Source organism: Dactylosporangium sp. NPDC051541 (genome assembly GCF_044454505.1).
Taxonomy (GTDB): Bacteria; Actinomycetota; Actinomycetes; order Mycobacteriales; family Micromonosporaceae; genus Dactylosporangium.
Genome location: NZ_JBITDU010000004.1, coordinates 384,699 through 406,998, shown reverse-complemented (window position 1 = coordinate 406,998; position 22,300 = coordinate 384,699). Strand labels below are relative to the sequence as shown.

The window sequence follows — 22,300 nt, the reverse complement described above, 5'->3', positions numbered from 1 at the left end:
GCGTCCGCCGTCTGCGTGGAGTATCGATGACGTCTCGGCACGCCCTGGTGATCGGCATCCCGGCCGGCCCGCGTGACTCGCTGCCCGAGCCGATCCCGGAGGACGTGGTCCGGGCCGACGTGTCGGCGGTGTGCCGGGCGCTGCACCGGTCCGGCTACACGATCACCGTCCTGGGCACCCGCCCGGCCGGCGACGTCCCCGTCACCTACCTCGAGGAGCCGGCGACCCGCAACCGCTGCCTGGACGCGATCGAGGCCGCGGCCGAAGCGGCCCCGGCCGGCGGGACGCTGCTCGTCTACTTCCGCGGCCACGTCACCCGGATCGACGGCGCTGACTATCTGGTGCCGCTCGACGTGGCCCGGATCGCCCCGGACCGCCTGATCCCGGTCGACCTCGACGTCGCCGGGACGGTGTGCTTCGCCGACCCGCGGCCGGATCACACACTCAGCCGGGCGCTCGCCCGCGGCCTGCGGCCGACCTCGTCCCCGCGCACGCTCCGCGAGCTCCTGCCGGCAGTACCCCCGGAAATCGTGTGGTCTTCCAACGGCGAACCGGACCCGGTCCTCTGTGAGGGGATGCCGCCGCTCGACTACTGGCCCGGCGGGGCGGCGACGACCGCGTTGTGGTCGCTGACCGACGGCGACGACCTGATCCTCGCCGGTCTGCGGACGGCCGTGCGGGACCAGGTGGCGGCGGCCGCCCGCACGGTGCGGGCAGGCCGGGCGGCCCTGGCCGAGCGGACCGGGCTCGCGGACCGGTGGAGCGACGACGAGTACCCGCTGCGGATCCTCGACGCGCTGTACCGGCTGCTGGAGCGGACCCGGCTGCTGCCGGGCGAGGTGGCCGACCTCGTCACCGCCCCGTTCCGGCGGGAGGCGGCCCTGGCCCTCGCCCTCGACGGTGTCGAGGCCGACCCGGCGCGGCTGCCCCGCCGGGCCGCCCGGCTGACCGCGACCGAGCGCGACGACCTGGCGATGTGGCTCGCCTACCGGGACCTTTTCGACCGCGACGACCGGTGGGAGGACAACACCCTGCTCCGGGTGGCCGGGGTCCTGGCCGCCGACCCGCGCCGGATGAGCGCCGTCCTCGCCGACCACATCGGCGGCCCCGACCCGATCGACCTCGCCGCGCTCCACGAGACCCTGGCCGCGGCGGCGTGGCACCGCGGCGGCGACGCCCTCGTCCTGGAGGCCGACTGCGACCACCCGGCCGTGCACGCGGCCCTCGAGGATGTGCTCGCCGCGGCCGGAGCGGCCGGCGTACCGGCCCGCCTCGACGCGACCGCGCCCGGCGAGCCCCGGCCCCGCTTCGAGGTGGCCGGCGCGGGCGTCCGGGAGCTGCTCACCGGCCCCGGCCTGTACGGCGACCCGGCGATCGCGATCCGGGAGCTGTACCGCCGCGCCGCGCACCGGCCGGACAGCGGCGACGGCCCGATCGTGTTCCGGCAGGGCGTGGACGAGCGGGGCCGCGAGTACGTCGAGTGCGAGGACACCCGCGCCGCCTGGACCGAGGCCGCGATCCTCGCCGCGTTCACGACCGTCACCGGCGGCTCCGGCATCGGCGCCCTCACCTGGTTCACCGTCGCCGACGAGGTCCTGGTGTGGACGGCCGACGGCGTCCACGCCCGCATCCCCGGCCACGGCGGCCTGTTCCGCATCCGGCACGACCCCGACGTCCGCACCGGCGGCACCCTCGTCCGCCTGCTCCTCGCGGCCGACGTGGCCGTCGACGTCCTGGCGGTCCTCGCGGAGCACCTCGTCGTGGCCGAGCACGAGGTCGAGGTGTACCGGGCCGGGGCCCGCGTCGGCCGCTGGGAGCCCGGCGTCCCCCAGCATCCGCGGCTGCGGCAGCGCGCCCGCGCGGGCGCCGACCAGGTCTGGTGGATCGACGGCGACAGCATGCTCCTCGCCGACGGGCTGCTCGTCGAGCGCCCCGCCGGCCGATACGGCTGGATCGCCAACCTGACCGGCGCCCACCGCCCCCGGCTCGGCCCGGCCGGCGACCGCCTCATCGGCTACGACGAGGCCTGGGTCGCGGCCGCGGTGGCGGCGAGCATCGCGACGCTCGCCGGCTGGGACGGCTTCACCCACCGCTGGCTGTGGACGCTCACGGCGGCCGACCCGCGCCTGGCCCAGCTCGTCTACGAGTGGCACCGCTCGGAACGCCTGCCGGTCGACGCGTCCGCCGCCCCCGGTCCGGCGCCGCTCGGTGCGCTCGGCTGTCTGGTGCAGGACGCGGCATTGGTACTGCCGGCAGAGCGTCGACCCGCCACGTTCCTCGACGGCTGGCGGAGCGCGGTCTGGCGCCAGGCCACGGCCGCGCCCGCCCCGGCCGAGGCCGCGGGCTTCCCGGTCCCGGAGCCCCTCGACGGCTACGTGCTGCACCTGATCGACTCGGCGCACGCGCAGGTCGCGGCGGGCGAGGGCGCGTTCGTGGCGCCGGCCGTGCGGACCAGTGACGTGCGGTACCGGGCCCGCCGGTTCGTCCTGGCCGGCCTCGACCTGGCCCCGGCCCGCCCGGTCGGCAGCGGCGACCCGATCGCCACGCTCCTCGCGCTGGGCTGGCCCGCCGAGCCCGGCCCGGCGTCGGTGCGCCTGCTGGTCGTCGCCGCCCGCCTCGGCATCACCCTGCGCGTCGCCGCGACCTGGTTCGGGTCCGGCCCGGAGCAGGGCTTCGTCCCCGACCGGTACGACGTCGCCCTGTTCGCCGCCGCCCCCGGCCACACCGCCGCACCGTGGAACCCGGCCGTCTCGCACCGCCGCCTCCAGTGGGCCCACGACAACTGGCCCCTCACCGCCGACGAGCTCCGCTTCCGGGCCGACCGCCTCCGCGGCGCCGGCTACCCGGTGGCGTTCTGGACCGCCGCCGACGCCCCCGAGGCGGCCGACCCGGTCACGGCCTTCGTCCGCCACCTCACCGACACCCCGGCCCCGCACCGGCTCGCCGACCTGGCGCAGGAGCTGGGCGCCACCCTCGAGGAGACCCACCACCTGGTCGCGGAGGCGGCCGCCCGGCTGAACGCCCCATCCCCGGCCCCGCTGCGCACCCCGGCCGACCGCGCCCATCCGGCCGAGATCCTCCTGGCCGCGGCCGCGCAGGGGCTGTCGGTGCAGCAGGCCGCGGCCGGCCGGGCGCTGCTGCAGCCGATCCCGGCGGTGGCCGGGGCCCTGCACCCGGCCCCGGACGTCGTCGCCGCGCTGGTCCAGGAGCACGGCGACCACGGCGATTGGCGGCCCCTGGCCCCGCACGCCCTGGCCCGCCTGGCGGAGCGGGCCGGTCGCAGCCTCGAGCAGCAGCTGACCGCCCTGGCCCCGTACCGGCACCTGGGCGCCCCGATCCCGGCGATCGACCCGGCCAGCGCCGGCTACCGCCCCGACCGCTACGACGCCGCCCTGATCGAGGCGGCCGTCGCCGGCCCGGACGACTGGACCGTGGACGCGCTGCGGCTGCTCCTCGCCGCCGGCCGATACGGCCTGCCGATCCGGGCCGCCCACGCCCGCCTGGCCCGGTTCCGCTCCTACGGCCTCACCCTCGACGTCGACGCCGCCACCTGCCCCGACGGCATCGTGTACTGGCCCGACCCGATCGTGCTCACCGAGTTCTACGACGGCGCCGCCCCGGCGATCCGCGGCCCCGTCGACGCGAACGCGATCCGGGCGGCCGCGGCGTCGGTGCGGGAGAAGCCGGCTGAGACCCGCGAACGCCTCCTCCGGTACGCGCCGATGTTCAACCTGGAGGTTGCCGACTAAATACATATGGTCGGGTAGACGACCTCGGTGACTGTCCGTGCACGGACGGTGATCTACTGGAAGTGCAGCACTCCGTCGTGATCACTGTCAGGCGACACAGGCCTCGTCGGCACGGACGTCGTCGGCCGGCGGCAGGTCGGGGTCCTCTCAGGGGCTCGTGTCGGGGGCGCGCCGGGGTGCGGCCCGGATGCGGGTGGGCACGCCGTCTCCGTACGGTGTGAGCAGGGTGAACGTTCCAGGAGGTGCGAGATGCCCGACGTGTTGGCGATTGCGCGTGCGGAGGCCCTGTTCGTCTCCAGCGTGCAGTCCTCGGAGTCCCCGGCGCCGGTCGTGGTGCGGCGCGCGGTCGCGGAGTCGTTCGCGCGGCTCGGCAGCCGCGGCTGTGCGACGTGCGTGGCCGGCGAGTTCGGCGACCATCCGGAGGTCGCGGTGGCGCGGATGCGGTGGGCGATCGCCATGGTGGGCGCCGTGTATGAGCGGCGCCGCGCGTCGGCCCGCGGCCTGGCCCTGACCGGCGCGGCCTGCGCCGGCTAGGACCTCGGCGAGTTCAGCATTTCCAGCAGTATCGGCAGGATCAGCGCGAGATAGAGCAGTGCGCTAGCGACCCGCGACGCGGCCATGGGTGTATCCGGTCAGCGCCGCCACCACCGCCGCCCGCGCGCCCGGGAGATCGACCCCTTGGGCGCGCAGTGTGCGGCCCGCGAGCCCGTCCGGCTCGGCGAGCAGCCCGAGCAGCAGGTGCTCGCCGCCGACGTAGTTGTGGCCGAGCCCCGTCGCCTCCAGGTGGGCCAGCTCCAGGGCGGCCGCCGCCGATCCGCCGTCCGCGCCGTCGACGGCGATCCGGGCCGGGTCGACGCCCAGGGCCGGCAGGAGCCGGACGGCCAGATTCTTGCCCTCCGTCAGGAGTCCGTGCAACAGGTCCGCCGTGGTCGCGGCCGGCCCGCCGCGCTCGAACGCCAGCCGCACCGCGGTCCGGGCCCGAGCGGTGCAGTGCGGCAGGGCGGCCTCGTCGTCGAGGGCGGCGGGGTCGAGCCCCTGGAGGGCCGTGGCCCGGCCGACCGCCTGCTCCAGCGCCCGCTCGCACAGGGTGGCCGCCGGCAGGCCGGTGCGCTCCAGTGCGGCCGCGAGCTCATCGGGGATCGTCAGCTCAATCTGCATGCCCCCTATGTAACCCCATTGGGGTTAGTGACGCAAGGAATAGCGCGAAGCCACGCGAATGTTTTTAGACTGACTGGTCAGTTCAAGAACTTGGGGAGGCTGCTGTGGCCGACGAGGTGCTCGTCGCCGAGGGGCTGGGCGCGCGGACGCGGCGCGGCTGGGTGTTCCGCGACGTCGACCTGGCCGTCGCGGCCGGGGACATCCACACCATCGACGGTGCCGCCGGGAGCGGGCGGACGTCGCTGCTGCTGGCCCTGGCCGGACACTTCCGCACGACCGCGGGGACGGTCCGGCGCACCGCCCGGCCGGCGCTCGGGTTCGTCGCCGGGGTCAACGAGCCCGAGCCGGGCCTGACCGTCGCCGAGCACGTCGAGGAGCGGCTCGTGCTGCTCGGCCGGGCCCCCTTCTCGTTGCGCAAGCGTCGGCGGCAGGCCCTGGCTTTGCTCGAGGGGGTACCGCTCGATCCGCGGACCCTCGGCCGGGACCTGGACCGGCTTCAGGCGCAGCTGCTCGGGCTGACCCTGGCCCGGGTCGGCGAGCCCGGGATCCTCTTCGCCGACGACGTCGACACCGGACTGTCCGAAGTGGAGCGCCAGGAACTGTACAAAGCGTTGCGGGAGACCGGATCCGCCGTCGTCGTCACCGCCCGGGAGCGTCTGGCATGAGCCTGTTCGAACTGCGCCGGTTCTTCCGCGCGCCCATCACCGTCGCCGCGCTGGTCGTCCTCGCGCTCATCCCGCTGCTGTACGGGGCGCTGTACCTGTGGGCGTTCTGGGACCCGTACGGCAACATGCGCCACATCCCCGTCGCCGTCGTCAACGCCGACCGGCCCGCGACCGCCCAGGACGGCAGCACCCTCGCCGCCGGCCGCGACCTGGCCGACGAGCTGCGGCACCGCGACGTCTTCGGCTGGCAGCCCGCCACCGCCGAGCAGGCCCGCCAAGGCCTCGAGGACGGCCGCTACCAGCTCGTCTTCACCATCCCGGCCGACTTCTCGGCCGCCCTCGTCACACCGCCGGACCCGCGGCGCGACCCGGCCCGCGGCCGCCTCACCGTGGTCAACGACGACGCCACCAACTACCTCTCCGGCCAGCTCGCCCGCAGCGTCTTCACCGAGGTCCGGGCGAGCGCGTCGGCCACCGCCGCCCGCGGCTACTTCGACCGGATGCTCATCGGCTTCACCGACCTGAAGACCCAGACCCGGCAGGCCGCCGACGGCGCGTCCCAGCTGGCCGGTGGCGCCGCCGACGCCCGGAGCGGAGCCGGTGACCTGGCCGGCGGCATCGACCGGGCGCACACCGGCGCCGGGCAGCTCGACAGCGGCCTGGCGGCGGCGACGGCGGGCTCACAGCAGCTGTACGACGGCCTGGTCGCCCTGGACGCGGGCGCCGCCCAGCTCGAGGACGGCACCGCCCAGGCCGCCGCCGGAGGCCGCCTCCTCGCGTCCAAAGTGGACACCGCAGCCGACCGCATCGAGCCGGTCCTGCGCGACAACGCCGACCTCATCGCCACCGCCGCGACCGCCATCGCCGACGGCGCCGACCTGATCCTGGAGCACCTCGACGCCCTGCCCGGCCTCGCGAAGACGGCCGCCGAGCAGACCGCCAAGACCAAAACCGATGTGCAGAAGCTCGGTCAGGTGTACCCGCAGATCGTCGACAGTCCCGAGTACCGGTCGGCCCTCGCGGCCGCCGACAACGCCGCCAAGGCCGCCGCGGCCCTCCAGACCCGGCTCGACACCGGCGACCTCGACCAGCTGCGCCAGCAGATGACCGACGTCGCGGCGACCGCGCGCCGGATCGCGCAGGCCGCACCGCACCTCGCCGACGACGTCGCCGCCGCCCGCACGCAGGTCGACCAGCTCGCCACCGGCCTGAACGCGCTCGCGGGCGGTGCCGCTCGGCTTCATGGCGGTACCACCGGAGCAGTCAATGGGGCGAAGGACCTCAGCGGCGGTCTCTATCGGCTCTCGACCGGGGCGCGCCAGCTGGATTCCGGTCTGGGCCCGCTGTCCGACGGCGGCCACCGGCTGGCGAGCGGCCTGACCAGCCTCGGCGACGGCGCCACCCGCCTCGCCGACGGCCTGGCCACCGGGGCCGACAAGATCCCCGGCTACGACCCGGACACCGCCGCCGAACGGGCCGGCGTCCTCGGCGACCCCGTCGCGCTGAGCCGCGAGACCGAGCACCCGGCCGCGACGTACGGCGCCGGCTTCGCCCCGTACTTCCTCGGCCTCGCCCTGTGGGTCGGCGCGATGATCAGCTACATGGTGCTGCGCCCCCTGACCCGCCGCCACCTGGTCTCCGGTGCCCGGCCGTGGCGCGCCGCCCTGGCCGGCTGGCTGCCCGCGCTGCTGATCGGCGTGGTCCAGGCGACCGCGCTGTTCCTGGTGGTCCGCTTCGCGCTCGGCCTGCACCCGGTGCACGCCCTCGGGATGTATGCCTTCCTGGCCCTGACCGCGGTCGCGTTCACCGCCCTCATCCAGTGGTTCGGTGCCCGTCTCGGCCCCGCTGGACGCCTGGTCGCGCTCGCGGTGCTGATGCTGCAGCTGACGTCGTCGGGCGGCACGTACCCGATCGAGACGACGCCGGGCTTCCTGCAGGCGATCCACCCGTTCCTGCCGATGACGTACGTGGTGTCGGGGCTGCGCCACCTGATCAACGGCGGCCCGGACGGTACCGTGATGACCGGAGCCCTGGTCCTGACCGGCTTCGCGGCCGCGGCGTTCGCCCTGACCACGCTGGCCGCGTGGCGGGGCCGCCGCCTGACCCCGGCCAAGCTCCACCCGGACCTGGTGATGTAAGGGGAGTGTGCCGTGAATGCCGTGCCCGACGGCCGGACCCGCCGCCGCGACGACACCCGCCAGCGCCTGTACGACGCCGCGATGGACCTGATCGCCGAGCACGGCTTCTCCAACACCACGGTCGACGACATCGCCCTGGCCGCCGGTGTCGCCAAGGGCACCGTCTACTACAACTTCCCGTCGAAGAACGCCCTCTTCGAGGCCCTGCTCCGGCACGGCGTCGGCCTGCTGACGGCCGACTTCCAGGCCGCGGTCGCCGCGGTCGGGACGCCGCCGGAGCAGGCGGTGGCGCTGATCCGGGCCGAGCTGGCGTACATCCAGCGGCACCGCGCCTTCGCCCAGCTGCTGCTGTCGGAGATGTGGCGCACCAACCGCGAATGGCACCAGACCCTGCACCTGCTGCGCGACGAGGCCGTGGGCGTGATCGCGGAGGTCCTGGCCCGCGGCGTGGCGGAGGGCTCCTTCGAGGCGTCACTGGACGTCCGCATGGCCGCGGCCGCCCTGTTCGGCGTCTGCCTGGTCGTGGCCGTCGACTGGCTCGTCTTCGAACCCGACCGCACCCTGGAGTCGGTTCAGGACTCCCTGGTCGCCGTCATCCGCGCGAGAGTCGGCATCTGAGCGGACCGATGCTTGTGCCCGAACCGGCGAAACGTTCCGGCCGGCCCGGCTCATAGGGTTTGCTGTGTGTCGCGGTCACCCTTCTCGTTCACACAGGCCCTGAAGCTCGTCGACGAACACGGCGCCTCGGCCGGCCTCGACCGCATGCTCGGCGGAGCCCTGTTCGTCACCGCCGCGGCCACCGCCGGCCCGGCCGCGCTGGTCGTGCTCAGCCTGGTCGACCCGAAGAACGAGGCCACGAAACTCCTGGCCGGCTCGGTCGACAAGCTGGCCGCGAAGGCCCGCGGCACGTCCGGGCGCACCAGGCAGGACCTCCTCGTAGCCGCGCACACCATCACGGTGCTGTCGGCCTTCTTCGACGCCGTCGCCGAGCAGACGGGCCTGGACCTCACCGACGACGACAAGCGGCGGCTCGCGGGCGTGGAGTCGCCGCCCGGCTTCGTGGACCAGGCGCTGACCGCCGACGTGCCCTTCCCCTCGGCCGACCACCCGCTGCTCGACAACCTGCACACGCGCATCCGCCCGCTCTACGCCGACCTCGCCCCGCGAAGCCTCGAGTTCCTCGCGGGCCTGGACGGATTCCACGGGCCGGCCGATCCGTCGTTCCTGGTCGAGCGGGCGGTGGTGCTGTACCTCGACCGGATGCTGCGACTCGGCTCGGAGCCGCCGTTCGCCCTGTGGCTGACCTTGACCGAGCACGGCGCGACCCAGCAGGCGCTCGGCGCGCTGCGGCAGCTGATGCGCCAGGTCATGCCGGGCACGGCGCCGGCTGACCTCCGCGCCCGCCTGGCCACCCACGCTCGCGCGGTGCTCGGCGAACACCTGCTGCGCACCGGCGGGGAAGCGCTGCTCACGCCCACCATCGAAGCGGGATTCGTCGAACCGGCGTTCCGGCTCGCACGCTACGAAGCCGGCAGCCGGCCGTCCGACTCCTCGTGGTGGGACGAGCAGCCCGAGCACGAGGGCCTGGTCGAGTTCCTGGCCGCATACCTGGCCAGCGAGGCCGGCACGGAGGTGCCGCTGCTCGTGCTCGGCGACCCCGGGGCCGGCAAGTCACTGCTCACCGAGGTCCTCGCGGCCCAGCTGCCGGCCGAGTCGTACGCGGTGCTGCGGGTCCCACTGCGCGAGGTCAACCCCGGTGATCGCCTCGACGTGCAGATCACCAAACGGCTCCGCCAGACCCTGCAGACCGAGCGGGTCGAGCTGCAGGACGTCCGCCAGGAGTGCGGCCCCTGCGTCGAGTGCACCGCCGCCGGCCGGGTCTGCTGGCACCAGGCGCGGATGGTCGTGCTCCTCGACGGCTTCGACGAGCTGCTCCAAGCGACAAACATCGCCCAGTCCGGCTACCTCGACGACGTGCGGACATTCCAGAAAGACGCCCGGGTGCTCGGCGTGCCGGTCGCGGTGGTGGTGACGAGCCGCACGGTGGTCGCCGAACGCGCCGAGATCCCGAAGGGCGCGCCGATCGTCCGCGTCGAGCGGTTCGACGAGGCCCGGATCGAGCGCTGGACGGAAGCCTGGAACACGGCCCGCGCCGGCGTCGACGGGTCCGTCGCACTGTCCCCCGAAGCCTTGCTGGCGAACGACAGCGTGGCCGAGCTCGTCCGCGATCCGCTGCTCCTGCTCATCGTGGCCGTCTACCTGGCCGAGCTCGGCCGGCCGGGCTTCGACGGCGAGGAGCTGACATCCGCGCAGCTGTACCGGCGGCTGCTCGACACGTTCATCGAGCGCCAGGTCGCGAAGGAACACGCCGAGATCTCCGCCGCCGAACGCACCCGCCGGCAGGACCGGCAGCGCCGCGAACTGCAGCTGACGGCGTTCGGCATGTTCAACCGCGGCCGGCAGCACATCACCCACGAGGAGCTCGACGACGACCTCGGGGCGCTCATCAAGGCGCCGAAACGTGAGACGACGCTGGCGGAGCAGCTCACCGAGGCCCGCCGGGTGCTGAGCGAGTTCCTCTTCCTGCACCACGCGGCGATCCACGACCACCGTGGCGTCTACGAGTTCCTCCACGCCACGTTCGGCGAGTACCTGGTCGCCGAGCTGATGACGTCCGAACTGGCGCGGCTCGCGCGGCACTGCGAGGTGGACGCGGACGCGCAGCTGGACGACACGCTGCTGGTCTCGCTGCTGGCGCACGAGCCGATAAGCCAGCGGGCGCCGATCCTGCGCTTCGCCCGGGAGCAGGCCGGTGGCTGCCCGTCCGAGGTCCTCGAAAAGCTCATCCGCGACGCCCGTGACCGACCGGACACCGCGGAGGGGCGCTATCGCCCGGTCCGCTACGACCCGGTCCGCCGCCGAGCCGCCTACCTGGCCAACCTGGTACTCCTGCGCGTGCACCTCGACACCGAACCGGTGCCGATCAGCGCGATGGCCGAGTCGCCCGAGTCATGGGCCGCACTGGTCCGCCTCTGGCGAGCCGGCCTGTCCAACGAATCGTGGTTGACTATCACGGGCGTGCTTAGGCGCACGTATCATGACGATACAATTTTTGTTGCCGACATCGCCGGAGAATTGCCTTATCGCATGGACTCGCGTGAGGCCGTCCTTATTGGTGACCGTCAGACTGCGGCTTCTCGTATTATGGGTGAGCGATTTATAAGGCCGGATGAAACGTGGTCCGGTGACGATGTCACCGTGCATGAGAAGGTGGGAACGCTACTGAAATTCCCAACGACGGCCCACACGACCGGTCATATTCTGCCCTACGATCTTGAGTTTCTTAAGAGCACGATCAGAGACTGCGATGCGGCATTGAAAATTAACTACTCCACTAAACAGCAGCTCGGCAGAATCCTCGCGCGTGACGCTCGCAACCTCTCATTTGATGTTGTGAAGCGGCTTGCGACTCATGCGATACCAGGTGCCGGGTCGTTGGATCTGGCAGCGGCCGTATCCGCTCATCCGCAACTCCTGGATCAGATTCCAGATTTGAGAGGCCTCCTCGCGCTTGATACGCCACATTTCAGCGCCGTGGTCGCAGCCCTCTGGATGGCGGAAGGTCGGGCGTCTATGGAGGACGTAAATCGACTTAAGGAGTGGCGGCAATTTATTGATAGGATTATTGCGGCGAATCCCGAGGCTAGTATTGAGTTCGACTGGTTCGATCCATCGTATTTGACCTATTTGCGACTCGAGCGACCCGGGTACTGGACGGATCTTACTCGACTGAGAAGTAGGATCAGTGGGTTTGGAGCTCACAATATTCGCTATGTAGAACCGGATGATGCCGTGTTCCTGGCCGGCGATGATGGCGCTTATTTTGCCGGACTATATCTCGACGGCCGGGGGGTTGTGTTTGAAGAAGGCGGGGAGATTGCGGCTTTGCGGGCGTATGCGGAGCGGGCTCAGGAGGGCTGAGTCACTGTGACGCGGCTCGGGCGGCCTGTTCGATTTTGTCGTGGAAGGCTTTGAATTCTTCATCCGTGGCGAAGGCCAAACTGTCCTTGCCCGGGCGCCAGCCGACGGCGCCGTCGATGGTTTCGCGGAGGATGTCGGCCTGGCCGCAGTGGCGTTCCACGTCGGCGATCACGTGGATCATGATTTGGGCCAAGGTTACGCCCGGGTCGTCGGGGCTCCACCACGGGACCCGGCCCGTTGACTCCAGGTCCAGCGCGTCGAACGTCTCGTCGGCGTGGGCCCAGACGCGCTTGTAGAGGCCGATGATGTCGGCGCGGGACTCGTCGGGGGTCGTGTACATGTCGAGGTTGACTTCGGCGTCGGGGTCGTCGAACCAGGGGAGGGGTTCGGGGAACTTGCGGCCGAAGGTTTCGCCGAAGTAGCCGGCCTCGATCGAGGCGCAGTGTTTCACCAGGCCCAGCAGGTTGGTGCCGGTCGGGACCATGGGGCGGCGGATGTCGTACTCCGGGAGGCCGTCGAGCTTCCACAGCAGGTTGTCGCGCGCCACCTGCAGGTAGTGGCGCAGGTGGGACTTGGTGGTGGTCACGGGCGCCACCGGGCCACGAGGTCGTCCATCAGCTTGTCCATCGTCTCGTTGACGGTCTGGCGGGCCGGGTCGGCGTCGAACCAGGCCGCGATCTCGGTGGCGCCCTGGTGGAACGGGATCGTGGCGCGCCAGCCCGGGACCAGCTCGCGGATCTTGCTGTTGTCGAAGACCATCGAGTGGGTCTTGTCGCCCAGGAGGCCGGCGCCCCAGTCCGCGTCGGCGGCGGCGATCGCGTCGGAGGGGACGTGGACGATCTTCGCCGTGGTGCCCAGGGCGGACGCTAGCTGCTCGGCGATCTGGTTCCAGGTCAGGTAGTCGTCGCTGGTGATGTGGAAGACGTCGCCGATGGCCCGCGGGTGGCCCAGGAGCGGGACGAAGGCGCGGGCGAAGTCCTCGTGGTGGGTCAGCGTCCACAGCGAGGTGCCGTCGCCGTGCACGACGATCTCCTTGCCGGCGCGCATCCGGGCCGGGACGGTCCAGCCGCCGTCGAACGGGACCAGGGTGCGGTCGTAGGTGTGCGACGGGCGGACGATCGTCGCCGGGAAGCCCTTGTCGCGGTACACCTGGACGAGCAGGTCCTCGCAGGCGATCTTGTTGCGGCTGTATTGCCAGAACGGGTTGCGCAGCGGCGTGGACTCCAGGACCGGCAGGCGGGCCGGTGGGGTCTGATACGCGGACGCGGAGCTGATGAACACGTACTGCCCGGTGCGGCCCCGGAACAGTTCGATGTCGGCGCGCACGTCGTCGGGGGTGAACGCGACCCAGTCGACGACGGCGTCGAACGACAGCCCGGCGATCGCCTCGCGCACGGCGGCCGGGTCGTGGATGTCGGCCCGCAGCAGCTTCGCGCCCTCGGGGAGGGGGCGTTGCCTGGACTCGCCGCGGTTGAGGACGTAGAGCTCGAGACCGTCGTCAACGGCCTGCTGCGAGCAGGCCGAGCTGATGATGCCGCTGCCGCCGATGAACAAGACCTTCACGCCGAAGACCCTAACCGCTTCCCGCTTCCGCACCTACGGCGCGGCGGGGGGTTCCCACCCGCACCCCCATGCCCGCAAGCGGGCACTCGAGCCGGCCGGCTCAGCTTTCCACCCAGCCGTGGCTGCGTGCGAACGCGACCAGGTGCTGGCGGGCCTGGGCGATCTGGGCCCCGGTGAGCGTCGGGACGTGCTGGATGAGCAGCTCGGTCACCTCGGCGGTGAACTCGCGGCTGGACAGCACGTCGCACAGGCCGTCGTCGTCGCCACCGCCCGGGGTGTGGTCGGTGACCGGGGTGAACGGGGCCGCCGCCGAGGCCACCGTGCGGGTGTGCTCGCGCCGCGGCGGGGGCGGGGTGTCGAGGATGCGCACGCTCGAGACCTTCAGGCCGCGCTCGCCCTCCTCGACTTCGTATTCGACGCGCATGCCGGGATGGACCAGGTGCCGCTGGTCGCCGAAGTCGTTGGCGTGGACGAACACGTCCTCGCCGCCCGCGTTGGGCGCGATGAACCCGTAACCCCGCACCTCGTCGAACCGCAGAATCCTGCCCGTCTCCACCACAGACCACCCACCCACACAAGAAACGTCCGGCCTACAGCATAGGGCCGGACAGCCGTTTCTTCTGCACCTTGCCCATGGCGTTGCGCGGAAGGGCGTCGACGAAGTGCACGGCGCGGGGGCGTTTGTGGACGTTGAGGTGGGCGGCGACGAAGTCGATCAGGTCGCGTTCGGGCACCGCGGAAGCGGCGACGACGTATGCGGTGACGGCCTCGCCGAGGTCCTCGTGGGGCACCCCGACGACGGCGGCCTCGCGGACCGCGGGGTGGGCCAGGAGCGCGTCCTCGACCTCGCCGGCCCCGATGCGGTAGCCGCCGCTCTTGATCAGGTCGGTGGAGGCCCGCCCGACGATGCGGTGCCAGCCGTCGGGCGCGATGCGGGCGAGGTCGCCGGTGCGGAACCAGCCGTCCGGGGTGCGGGCGGATCCGGCGGGCTGGGCACGGTACCCCCGCAGCAGCATTGGTCCTTTGACGACGAGCTCGCCGATCGTCTCGCCGTCGCGCGGTGCGTCGGTGCCGTCCTCGGCCAGCAGGCGCGTCTCGACGCCGGCGACGGGGGTGCCGACCTGGCCCGGGCGGCGTTCACCGTCGGACCGGCTGGAGATCGTGATGAGGGTTTCGGTCATGCCGTAGCGCTCGACGGGGCGGTGGCCGGTCAGGGCGTACAGCCGCTCGAAGACGGGCACGGGCAGCGGCGCGCTGCCGGAGACGAGGAGGCGGGCCGGGCGCAGGGCGCGGGCGGCGGCGGGCTCGGCGCAGACGCGGGACCAGACGGTGGGGACGCCGAAGTAGAGGGTGCCGCCGGCGGCGGCGTAGGCGGCCGGCGTGGGGCGGCCGGTGTGGATCAGGGGCGAGCCGACCCGCAGCGCGCCGAGGACGCCCAGGATCAGGCCGTGGACGTGGAACAGCGGCAGGCCGTGCGCGAGCCGGTCCTCGGGGGTCCAGGCCCAGGCCTCGGCGAGGGCGTCCAGGCCGGCCTCGACGGCGCCGTGGGTGAGCTCGACGCCCTTCGGGGCGCCGGTGGTGCCGCTGGTGTACATGACGAGCGCGACGTCGTCGGGGGCCGGGGCCGGCACCGTGAAGTCCGACCGCCGATTCGGGTCGATCGGCGTGGCACCGGGCAACCGGTTGCTCAGGATGACGGTGGCGCCGGAGTCGCGCAGGATGTGCTCGCGCTCGGCCGGGCCGGCGTCGGCGGGCACGGGCACGACCGCGGCCCCGGCCAGCAGCGCCCCGGTCACGGCGACGACCGTCTCCAGGGTGGGGGTGGCGTCGACGGCGACCGTGGCCGCACCCTGGACGTCGGCGGCGACGGCGTTCGCGGCGGTGCGTAACCGCTGCGCGGACAGACCGCGACCGTTCACACTGACGGCGAGTCGATGGCCGGTATCGTGGGCGTGCAGACCGTTCAGCAGGCGCATGGGGCCCATCGTCACACGAGCTTAGCGTGGGGAAACGGCCGGATCACGATCCGATAGCTCGTCTTGACACCCCTCTTTGTGAGCGTTAACACTGTGCCAGCAACGCCCCAGCAACAATTTCGAAACCGCGTCGGTGGCAGCGTTCAACACCCTAACGTCCCGCTAGCCGACCGCTGCACGCTGCCCTGAGGGGGAGAAGTGAAGTTCGCACGTATCGCCGCTTCAGCGATCGGCCTGGCCGTCGCCTTCAGCGTCGTCGCCTGTGGTTCGTCGGAGAAGACGGCCGACAAGGACGCCACCGCGCCCGGCAACAACGCCGGAGCGCTGGTCGGCGTCACGATGCCGACCAAGTCGTCGGAGCGCTGGATCGCCGACGGCAACAACGTCAAGGCGGCGCTGGAGAAGCTCGGCTACAAAGTCGACCTGCAGTATGCCGAGAATGACATCCCGACCCAGGTCAACCAGATCGAGAACCAGATCACCAAGGGCGCGAAGCTGCTCATCATCGCGTCGATCGACGGCACGGCCATCACCACCCAGCTGCAGGAGGCGGCCGACAAGAAGATCCCGGTCATCGCCTACGACCGGCTGATCCGCAACTCGCCGAACGTCGACTACTACGCCACCTTCGACAACTACAAGGTGGGCGTGCAGCAGGCCACCTCGCTGCTGGTGGGCCTCGGCCTGAAGAAGGAGGACGGCTCGGACGGCACCGCCACCGGCCCGTTCAACGTCGAGCTGTTCGCCGGTTCGCCCGACGACAACAACGCGACGTTCTTCTTCAACGGCGCGATGGACACCCTCAAGCCCTACATCGACAAGGGCACGCTGGTCGTCAAGAGCGGTGAGAAGGACTTCAAGACGGTCGCGATCCTGCGCTGGGACCCGGCGACGGCCCAGAAGCGCATGGAGGACCTGATCACCAAGGCCTACGGCGGCGGCGCGAAGGTCCAGGGCGTCCTGTCCCCCTACGACGGCCTCTCGATCGGCATCCTCTCGGCGCTCAAGAGCGCCGGCTACGGGACCGCCGGCCAGGCCTACCCGATCGTCACCGGCCAGGACGCCGAGGTCGCGTCGGTCAAGTCGATCATCAAGGGCGAGCAGTACGCGACGATCTACAAGGACACCCGCAAGCTCGCCGACGTCACGGTCAAGATGGGTGACGCCGTGCTCAAGGGCGGCAAGCCCGAGGTCAACAACACCAAGGACTACGACAACGGCAAGAAGGTCGTCCCGTCCTACCTGCTCGAGCCGGTCGTGGTGTACAAGTCCAACTACAAGTCGATCCTGATCGACGGTGGCTACTACACCGAGGACAAGCTGAAGTAACACCCGCTCCACCGGGCCCGGGTGTCACGGCACCCGGGCCCGATGGGCCCTGAGGGAGATCAAGCATGACCGAGGCGCTCCTGCAGATGCGGGGCATCACCAAGACGTTCCCGGGCGTGAAGGCCCTGGACGACGTCAACCTCACCGTCCGCCGGGGCGAGATCCACGCCATCTGCGGCGAGAACGGCGCCGGCAAGTCGACCCTGATGAAGGTCCTCTCCGGTGTGTACGGCCACGGCTCCTACGAAGGCGAGATCCTCTTCGAGGGCGAGCCCTGCCACTTCGCCGGCATCCGGGACTCGGAGCGGCGCGGGATCGTCATCATCCACCAGGAGCTCGCGCTCATTCCCCACCTGTCGATCGCCGAGAACATCTTCCTCGGCAACGAGCGGGTCGGCCGGGGCCTGATCGACTGGAACCGCACCAACGACGACGCGGCCAAGCTCCTGGCCCGGGTCGGGCTGCAGGAGAACCCGGTCACGCCGGCGATGGACCTCGGCGTCGGCAAGCAGCAGCTCGTCGAGATCGCCAAGGCGCTGTCCAAGGAGGTCCGGCTGCTGATCCTCGACGAGCCGACCGCGGCGCTCAACGACGAGGACTCCGCGCACCTGCTCGGCCTGCTGCGCGGGCTGCGCGACCAGGGCGTCACCTGCGTGATCATCTCGCACAAGCTCAACGAGATCGAGGCGATCGCCGACTCCACGACGATCCTGCGCGACGGGCGGACCATCGAGACGCTCGACATGCACGCGCCGGGCGGGGTCAGCGAGGACCGGATCATCTCCGGCATGGTCGGCCGCGACCTCGAGCACCGGTTCCCGCCGCACGAGCCGAAGATCGGCGAGGAGGTGCTGCGGGTCGAGCACTGGACCGTGCACTCGCCGACCCAGCCGGGCCGCAAGGTCGTCGACGACGCCTCGCTGACCCTACGGGCCGGGGAGATCGTCGGCCTGGCCGGGCTGATGGGGGCCGGGCGCACCGAGCTCGCGATGAGCGTGTTCGGCCGCAGCTACGGCGTGGACATCTCCGGCCAGGTGTACAAGAACGGGCGGCCGATCCAGCTGCGCTCGGTGCAGGAGGCGATCGGCCACGGCATCGCCTACGCCACCGAGGACCGCAAGCGCTACGGCCTCAACCTCATCGAGGACATCCAGCGCAACGTCTCCGGCGCCGCGCTGAACAAGCTCTCGGGCCGGGGCGGCTGGGTCGACGACAACCGGGAGTACGAGGTCGCCGAGCGCTACCGCGGCAGCCTCAACATCAAGGCCAAGAGCGTCGGCACCATCGCCGGGACGCTGTCGGGCGGCAACCAGCAGAAGGTCGTGCTGGCCAAGTGGATCTTCACCGACCCGGACGTGCTGATCCTCGACGAGCCGACCCGCGGCATCGACGTCGGCGCCAAGTACGAGATCTACACGATCATCAATCAGCTCGCGGACCAGGGCAAGGCGATCCTCGTCATCTCCTCCGAGCTGCCCGAGCTGCTCGGCATCTGCGACCGGATCTACGCTCTGTCGGCCGGGCGCGTCACCGGCTCGGTCGAGCGGGCCGAGTTCTCCCCGGAGCGTTTGATGCGCCTCATGACCAGGATCAAGGAGTAACCCGTCCATGACCACAGTGGTCGAACCCGCGGTCGAGCCGACCGTCACGCCCCCGACGCGGTTCTCGGTGAACCTGCGCCAGAGCGGCATCTACATCGCGTTCGCGGCGATCATCGTGTTCTTCACGATCCTGACCAACGGCGCGCTGCTCGAACCGCAGAACCTGTCCAACATGGTCATCCAGAACTCCTACGTGCTGATCCTCGCCATCGGGATGATCCTCGTCATCATCGGCGGCCACATCGACCTGTCCGTGGGCTCGGTCGTCGCCGTCACCGGGGCACTGTCCGCGGTGCTGATGGTGAAGGCCGACATTCCGTGGCCCCTGGCCATCCTGCTCACGCTGATCGCGGGCGGGCTGATCGGGGCGTGGCAGGGCTTCTGGATCGCCTACTTCGGCATCCCCGCCTTCATCGTCACCCTGGCCGGCATGCTCATCTTCCGCGCTCTCACCATGACGACGCTGAGCAACCAGGGCATCGGCCCGTTCGCCGAGGACGTGCGCACGCTGTCGAACGGCTTCATCCCCGGCTTCCTGAACAATGTCGGCCTCGGCCCGCTCGGCGGCGCCGATCTGTTCACGCTGCTCGTCGGCGTCGCCACGGTCATCGGCATCGTGGCGGTGCAGTGGCGGGCCCGCCGCGGCCGGATCGGCTACGGCCAGGCCGTCGACTCGGTGCCGGTCTTCTGGGCCAAGCTCGTCGGTTCGTCGCTGGTGCTCATGTTCGTCATCGTGCAGCTGGCCCGGTTCAAGAACCTGCCGTGGGTCCTCGTCCTGCTGGCCGTGCTCGTGCTGACCTACACGCTGGTCTCCCAGCGCACCGTCTTCGGCCGGCACATCTACGCCATCGGCGGCAACCTGCAGGCCGCGAACCTCTCCGGCGTGAAGGTCAAGTCGGTCACGTTCTGGATCTTCGTCAACATGGGCGTCCTGTCGGCGATCGCCGGCATCATCTTCGCCGGCCGCCTCAACCTGGCCGGCCCGACCGCGGGTAACGCCTTCGAGCTCGACGCGATCGCGGCCGCGTTCATCGGCGGCGCCGCGGTGCAAGGCGGTGTCGGCAAGGTCGTCGGCGCCATCACCGGCGGCCTCATCATGGCCGTCATCAGCAACGGCATGTCCCTCAACAGCGAACCCACCGAGCGGGTCATGCTGGTCAAGGGCCTCGTCCTGCTCGCCGCCGTCGCCTTCGACGTGTGGGCCAAGCGCCGCGCGGGCCGCTCCCGCTGAGAGCGCCCGGCCGGGCGCTCACTGAAGCTTCTCTTCGGTATCTGGTGAGAAAAGAGAGGGTGGACCGCCTTCGGGGCGTCGGCGGTCCACCCTTTCACCTTTGCCGCTAGTGCTTCTCGATGAAGTTCCACAGTGGAGCGATGAGGGCCTCCGGGCGCTCCAGCTGCGGCAGATGCCCCGTCCGCTCCAGCAGCACGAAGTCCGCCCCCGGCATGGCCGCCGCGAACGCCCGCCCATACTCCGGCCCGGCGATGCCGTCGCTGTCACCCCAAACCACAAGAGCCGGCGTCGGTACTCCCACAAGCCGCCCCCGCAACGTCGAGTCCACCATGGACGACGCGCCCGCGTAGTGCTTGAGCGTCTCCCGGTTGGCCGCCATCAGCTTCTGCGCCGCCTCCGGCATGGCGCTGGGATCGATGACACGCCCGGTGGGATCGTAGTAGCTGGCCGCGGCGATCTCCGGAAACGTCAGCCCGAAGAAGTCGGCGACCGGCTGCCCCTCGACCTCGATCCCGACCCCGTCGACGACCACGAGTCCGGCGACCCGCGCCGAGCCGAGCAGGGCGAGCTCCGCGGCGATCCAGCCGCCGATCGAGTTCCCGACGACCACGACGTCCTCGAGCTCGAGCTCGTCCAGGAACTCCCGGTAGGCCGCGGCGAGGTCCCTGACGCCGCCGATGCTCGCCGGCCGCTGCGTCCCGTCGAACCCGGGATGCGTGGGGGTGATGACCCGGACCGGGTGCTCGGCCGCGAACCGGTCCGCGAACCCGCCCACCGACGCCGGCCCGGCGCCGCCGTGCAGGAGCAGCACGGTCCGGCCGGTGCCACGCTCGGTGTAGGTGATGATGCTCATGGGTCGTGCTCCTTCTCGAAAGGTGCGCTGGCTCGATATGTCGGGCGCTCCGCGCCGTGCTGGCTCGATATGTCGGGCGCTCCGCGCCGCGCTTCGCTCGACATATCGGATATTTCGTATTTTTAGGGGTTTGAGACGGGTTGGTGGGCATAGATCAGGCCGGATGCCACGACCGCGGTGGCCAGCAGGGCGACGGTCAGCACGGCCGCGAAGGCGTGCACCGCCGCGGCGATGGTGGCGGTCCCGCGGGCGGCCAGGACGGTGCCCAGCACCGCCGGCCCGAGCGCCGCGCCGATCTGCCGCACGCCGTTGCTGGCCGCCCCGGCCAGCCCCGCGAACTGCGGCGGCACCGACTGCACGGCCACCGCCGAGCTCGTCGCCATGACCAGGCCGGCGCCGAGCCCGAGCCCGGCCAGCCGCCAGGCGAGCTCCAGCGCCCCGCCCCCGCCGACGGTGAGCAGTGACGCCGCCCCACCCCCGGCGACGACCAGCCCGGCGAGCAGTACCGCCCGCCCGTCCAGACGCCGCTGCAGCCACCCGGCCAGGACGCTGCCGAGCGCGTTCCCGGCGAACAGGCACCCGAGCCGCAGCGCGATCCCGAGCGGCCCGACGTGCTGCCGGCTCAGCGCGAGGCTGAGGAAGAACAGCCCGCCCCCGATCGCGAACAGCACCACGGTCGCGGCGAGCGCGGCCGCCGCGAACCCGCGCGAGGCGAACAGCGGCGGCGGCAGCAGTGGCGCGACGGCCCGCCGCTCGATCAGCCCGAGGGCCACGAACGCGAGGGCGGCGACGGCGTACCCGTACCGGCCGGCGATGCCTCCCTCGATGACCGCGAAGACCAGGGCGGCCACCCCGATCGCGGCCGCGATCTGCCCGGCGACGTCGACGGGCACCCGCTCGCCGGTGGGTTCGTCCCGCGCGGACAACCCGAGCGCCGCGGACGCAACGGCAAGGAAAGCGATCGGGGGGTACAGCCACCACCAGCTCGTCACCGCCAGCACCGCACTGGTCAGGAACGGCCCGCCGCCCAGCCCGCCGACGGTCGCCGCGGCCCAGAACGCGATCCACCGGGCCCGGACCCGCGGATCGGGCGCGGCCGCGGTGAGGAGGGCCAGGGTGGCCGACATGACCGCCGCCGCCCCGATCCCGGCGACGGCCTGAGCGGCCCAGAGCAGTGGCACGGAGCGCTGCTGTCCGGCGAGGGCGCCGAGCAGTGAGCCCAGGACGGTACCGCCGAGCCCGACGATCGTGACCCGCCGCGCCCCGGCCCGCCCGGCGAGCGCCCCGGCCGGCAGGACGACCGCCGCGAGCGCGACGGCGAACGCGTCGGAGACCCACTGCAGTCGCAGCGTGCCGGCCCCCGTGTCCGCGGCGATCGCCCCGAGGGCCCCGTTGACCGCCGAGAACGGCAGGTAGGACACGAGCATCGCCGCGGCGGAGAACCCCACAACCCGGAATTTCATGTAAGGAACCTTATATCAGCATGTTGATACAAGCAACCTGAGATACCATGGCGGGCATGACGAGGGCGATCGGGGAAATCGGGTTGTCGGTCAAGCGCCTGCAGATGCGCCATCACCGCGAGGGCAACGCGGCCCTGGCCCCGCTGGGGGTGTCACTGGTGCAGTGGGACGCGCTGCGGCACCTGCACCGCAACCCGGAGGCGTCGCTGCACGACCTGGCTCAGCTCACATTCCAGACCGACCAGTCCTTCGGTACGCTCGCCGCCCGCATGATCGACAGAGGTCTGATCGAACGCATGCCCGGCCCGGGCCGCGCCATCCGCCACCGCCTGACCGACAAGGGCGACGCGATCCGCGCGGAGGGCCAGCAGCTGCTGGGCGAGGTCCTGGAGCGCTCCTTCGCCCGCCTGACCCCGGACGAGCTGGCCACCTTCGACGCCCTGCTGATCCGCCTGCTCAGCTGACGCCCACGCCGCCGCGCAACGTCAGGCCTCCGCGTCGAACTCCATCGGCGACACGGTATCGGAAGGCGGACTCACAGGGGTGTAATTCGATGCGGGCCGTAGCCGATCGAGAACCGTCTACGCCATGAT

17 protein-coding genes are annotated in these 22,300 nt (G+C 71.6%); 10 read left to right on the top strand and 7 right to left on the bottom strand.

What is annotated here, in order from left to right:
- Positions 1–26: 26 nt before the first annotated feature.
- Positions 27–3,749, top strand: coding sequence for a hypothetical protein (locus ACIA8L_RS21385; protein ID WP_395907033.1), 3,723 nt, complete (start codon positions 27–29; stop codon positions 3,747–3,749).
- A 249-nt stretch (positions 3,750–3,998) separates the two neighbouring features.
- Positions 3,999–4,283: a hypothetical protein gene (locus tag ACIA8L_RS21380; protein WP_395907031.1), complete on the top strand. Its 285-nt coding sequence runs from the start codon at positions 3,999–4,001 to the stop codon at positions 4,281–4,283.
- A 63-nt stretch (positions 4,284–4,346) separates the two neighbouring features.
- Here ACIA8L_RS21380 and ACIA8L_RS21375 read toward each other — a convergent pair whose 3' ends face one another.
- Positions 4,347–4,907: a Clp protease N-terminal domain-containing protein gene (locus tag ACIA8L_RS21375; RefSeq protein ID WP_395907029.1), complete on the bottom strand. Its 561-nt coding sequence runs from the start codon at positions 4,905–4,907 to the stop codon at positions 4,347–4,349.
- A 104-nt stretch (positions 4,908–5,011) separates the two neighbouring features.
- Here ACIA8L_RS21375 and ACIA8L_RS21370 point away from each other — a divergent pair, with 104 nt between their 5' ends.
- From ACIA8L_RS21370 to ACIA8L_RS21355, 4 genes are all read left to right on the top strand, one after another.
- Entirely contained in the window at positions 5,012–5,572 is a 561-nt protein-coding gene (locus ACIA8L_RS21370) for an ATP-binding cassette domain-containing protein (RefSeq protein ID WP_395907027.1), read from the top strand.
- Positions 5,569–7,710, top strand: a complete 2,142-nt coding sequence (locus ACIA8L_RS21365; RefSeq protein ID WP_395907025.1) for a YhgE/Pip family protein — start codon at positions 5,569–5,571, stop codon at positions 7,708–7,710. Before ACIA8L_RS21370 ends, ACIA8L_RS21365 begins: the two co-directional genes overlap by 4 nt.
- Positions 7,711–7,731: 21 nt before the next feature.
- Positions 7,732–8,328 (top strand): TetR/AcrR family transcriptional regulator, encoded by a 597-nt coding sequence (locus ACIA8L_RS21360; RefSeq protein WP_395908050.1) that lies wholly within the window; start codon positions 7,732–7,734, stop codon positions 8,326–8,328.
- Positions 8,329–8,394: 66 nt separating this feature from the next.
- On the top strand, positions 8,395–11,691 hold the full coding sequence (locus ACIA8L_RS21355) for an NACHT domain-containing protein (protein ID WP_395907023.1): 3,297 nt from the start codon (positions 8,395–8,397) through the stop codon (positions 11,689–11,691).
- 1 nt (position 11,692) lies between these two features.
- Here the strand turns inward: ACIA8L_RS21355 and ACIA8L_RS21350 are convergent, their stop codons facing one another.
- The 4 genes from ACIA8L_RS21350 to ACIA8L_RS21335 form a co-directional block, all read right to left on the bottom strand.
- Entirely contained in the window at positions 11,693–12,277 is a 585-nt protein-coding gene (locus tag ACIA8L_RS21350) for a DinB family protein (RefSeq protein ID WP_395907021.1), read from the bottom strand.
- Positions 12,274–13,254: an SDR family oxidoreductase gene (locus tag ACIA8L_RS21345; RefSeq protein ID WP_395907019.1), complete on the bottom strand. Its 981-nt coding sequence runs from the start codon at positions 13,252–13,254 to the stop codon at positions 12,274–12,276. The genes ACIA8L_RS21350 and ACIA8L_RS21345 overlap by 4 nt, the downstream gene beginning before the upstream one ends.
- A gap of 100 nt (positions 13,255–13,354) precedes the next feature.
- On the bottom strand, positions 13,355–13,810 hold the full coding sequence (locus ACIA8L_RS21340) for a cold-shock protein (RefSeq protein ID WP_395907017.1): 456 nt from the start codon (positions 13,808–13,810) through the stop codon (positions 13,355–13,357).
- A gap of 34 nt (positions 13,811–13,844) precedes the next feature.
- Positions 13,845–15,230: an acyl-CoA synthetase gene (locus tag ACIA8L_RS21335; protein WP_395907015.1), complete on the bottom strand. Its 1,386-nt coding sequence runs from the start codon at positions 15,228–15,230 to the stop codon at positions 13,845–13,847.
- A 198-nt stretch (positions 15,231–15,428) separates the two neighbouring features.
- Here ACIA8L_RS21335 and chvE point away from each other — a divergent pair, with 198 nt between their 5' ends.
- The 3 genes from chvE to mmsB all read left to right on the top strand — a co-directional run bounded on the left by chvE (position 15,429) and on the right by mmsB (position 19,391).
- On the top strand, positions 15,429–16,559 hold the full coding sequence (gene chvE, locus ACIA8L_RS21330) for a multiple monosaccharide ABC transporter substrate-binding protein (RefSeq protein ID WP_395907013.1): 1,131 nt from the start codon (positions 15,429–15,431) through the stop codon (positions 16,557–16,559).
- Between the two features lie 65 nt (positions 16,560–16,624).
- Positions 16,625–18,160: a multiple monosaccharide ABC transporter ATP-binding protein gene (gene mmsA / locus ACIA8L_RS21325; protein ID WP_395907011.1), complete on the top strand. Its 1,536-nt coding sequence runs from the start codon at positions 16,625–16,627 to the stop codon at positions 18,158–18,160.
- 7 nt (positions 18,161–18,167) lie between these two features.
- Positions 18,168–19,391, top strand: coding sequence for a multiple monosaccharide ABC transporter permease (mmsB, locus tag ACIA8L_RS21320; protein WP_395907009.1), 1,224 nt, complete (start codon positions 18,168–18,170; stop codon positions 19,389–19,391).
- A 106-nt stretch (positions 19,392–19,497) separates the two neighbouring features.
- Here mmsB and ACIA8L_RS21315 read toward each other — a convergent pair whose 3' ends face one another.
- Positions 19,498–20,244, bottom strand: coding sequence for an alpha/beta fold hydrolase (locus ACIA8L_RS21315; protein WP_395907007.1), 747 nt, complete (start codon positions 20,242–20,244; stop codon positions 19,498–19,500).
- A gap of 122 nt (positions 20,245–20,366) precedes the next feature.
- Positions 20,367–21,707 (bottom strand): MFS transporter, encoded by a 1,341-nt coding sequence (locus tag ACIA8L_RS21310; protein WP_395907005.1) that lies wholly within the window; start codon positions 21,705–21,707, stop codon positions 20,367–20,369.
- 56 nt (positions 21,708–21,763) lie between these two features.
- Between ACIA8L_RS21310 and ACIA8L_RS21305 the strand changes: the two genes are divergently transcribed.
- Positions 21,764–22,171, top strand: coding sequence for a MarR family winged helix-turn-helix transcriptional regulator (locus tag ACIA8L_RS21305; protein ID WP_395907003.1), 408 nt, complete (start codon positions 21,764–21,766; stop codon positions 22,169–22,171).
- Positions 22,172–22,300 lie beyond the last annotated feature (129 nt).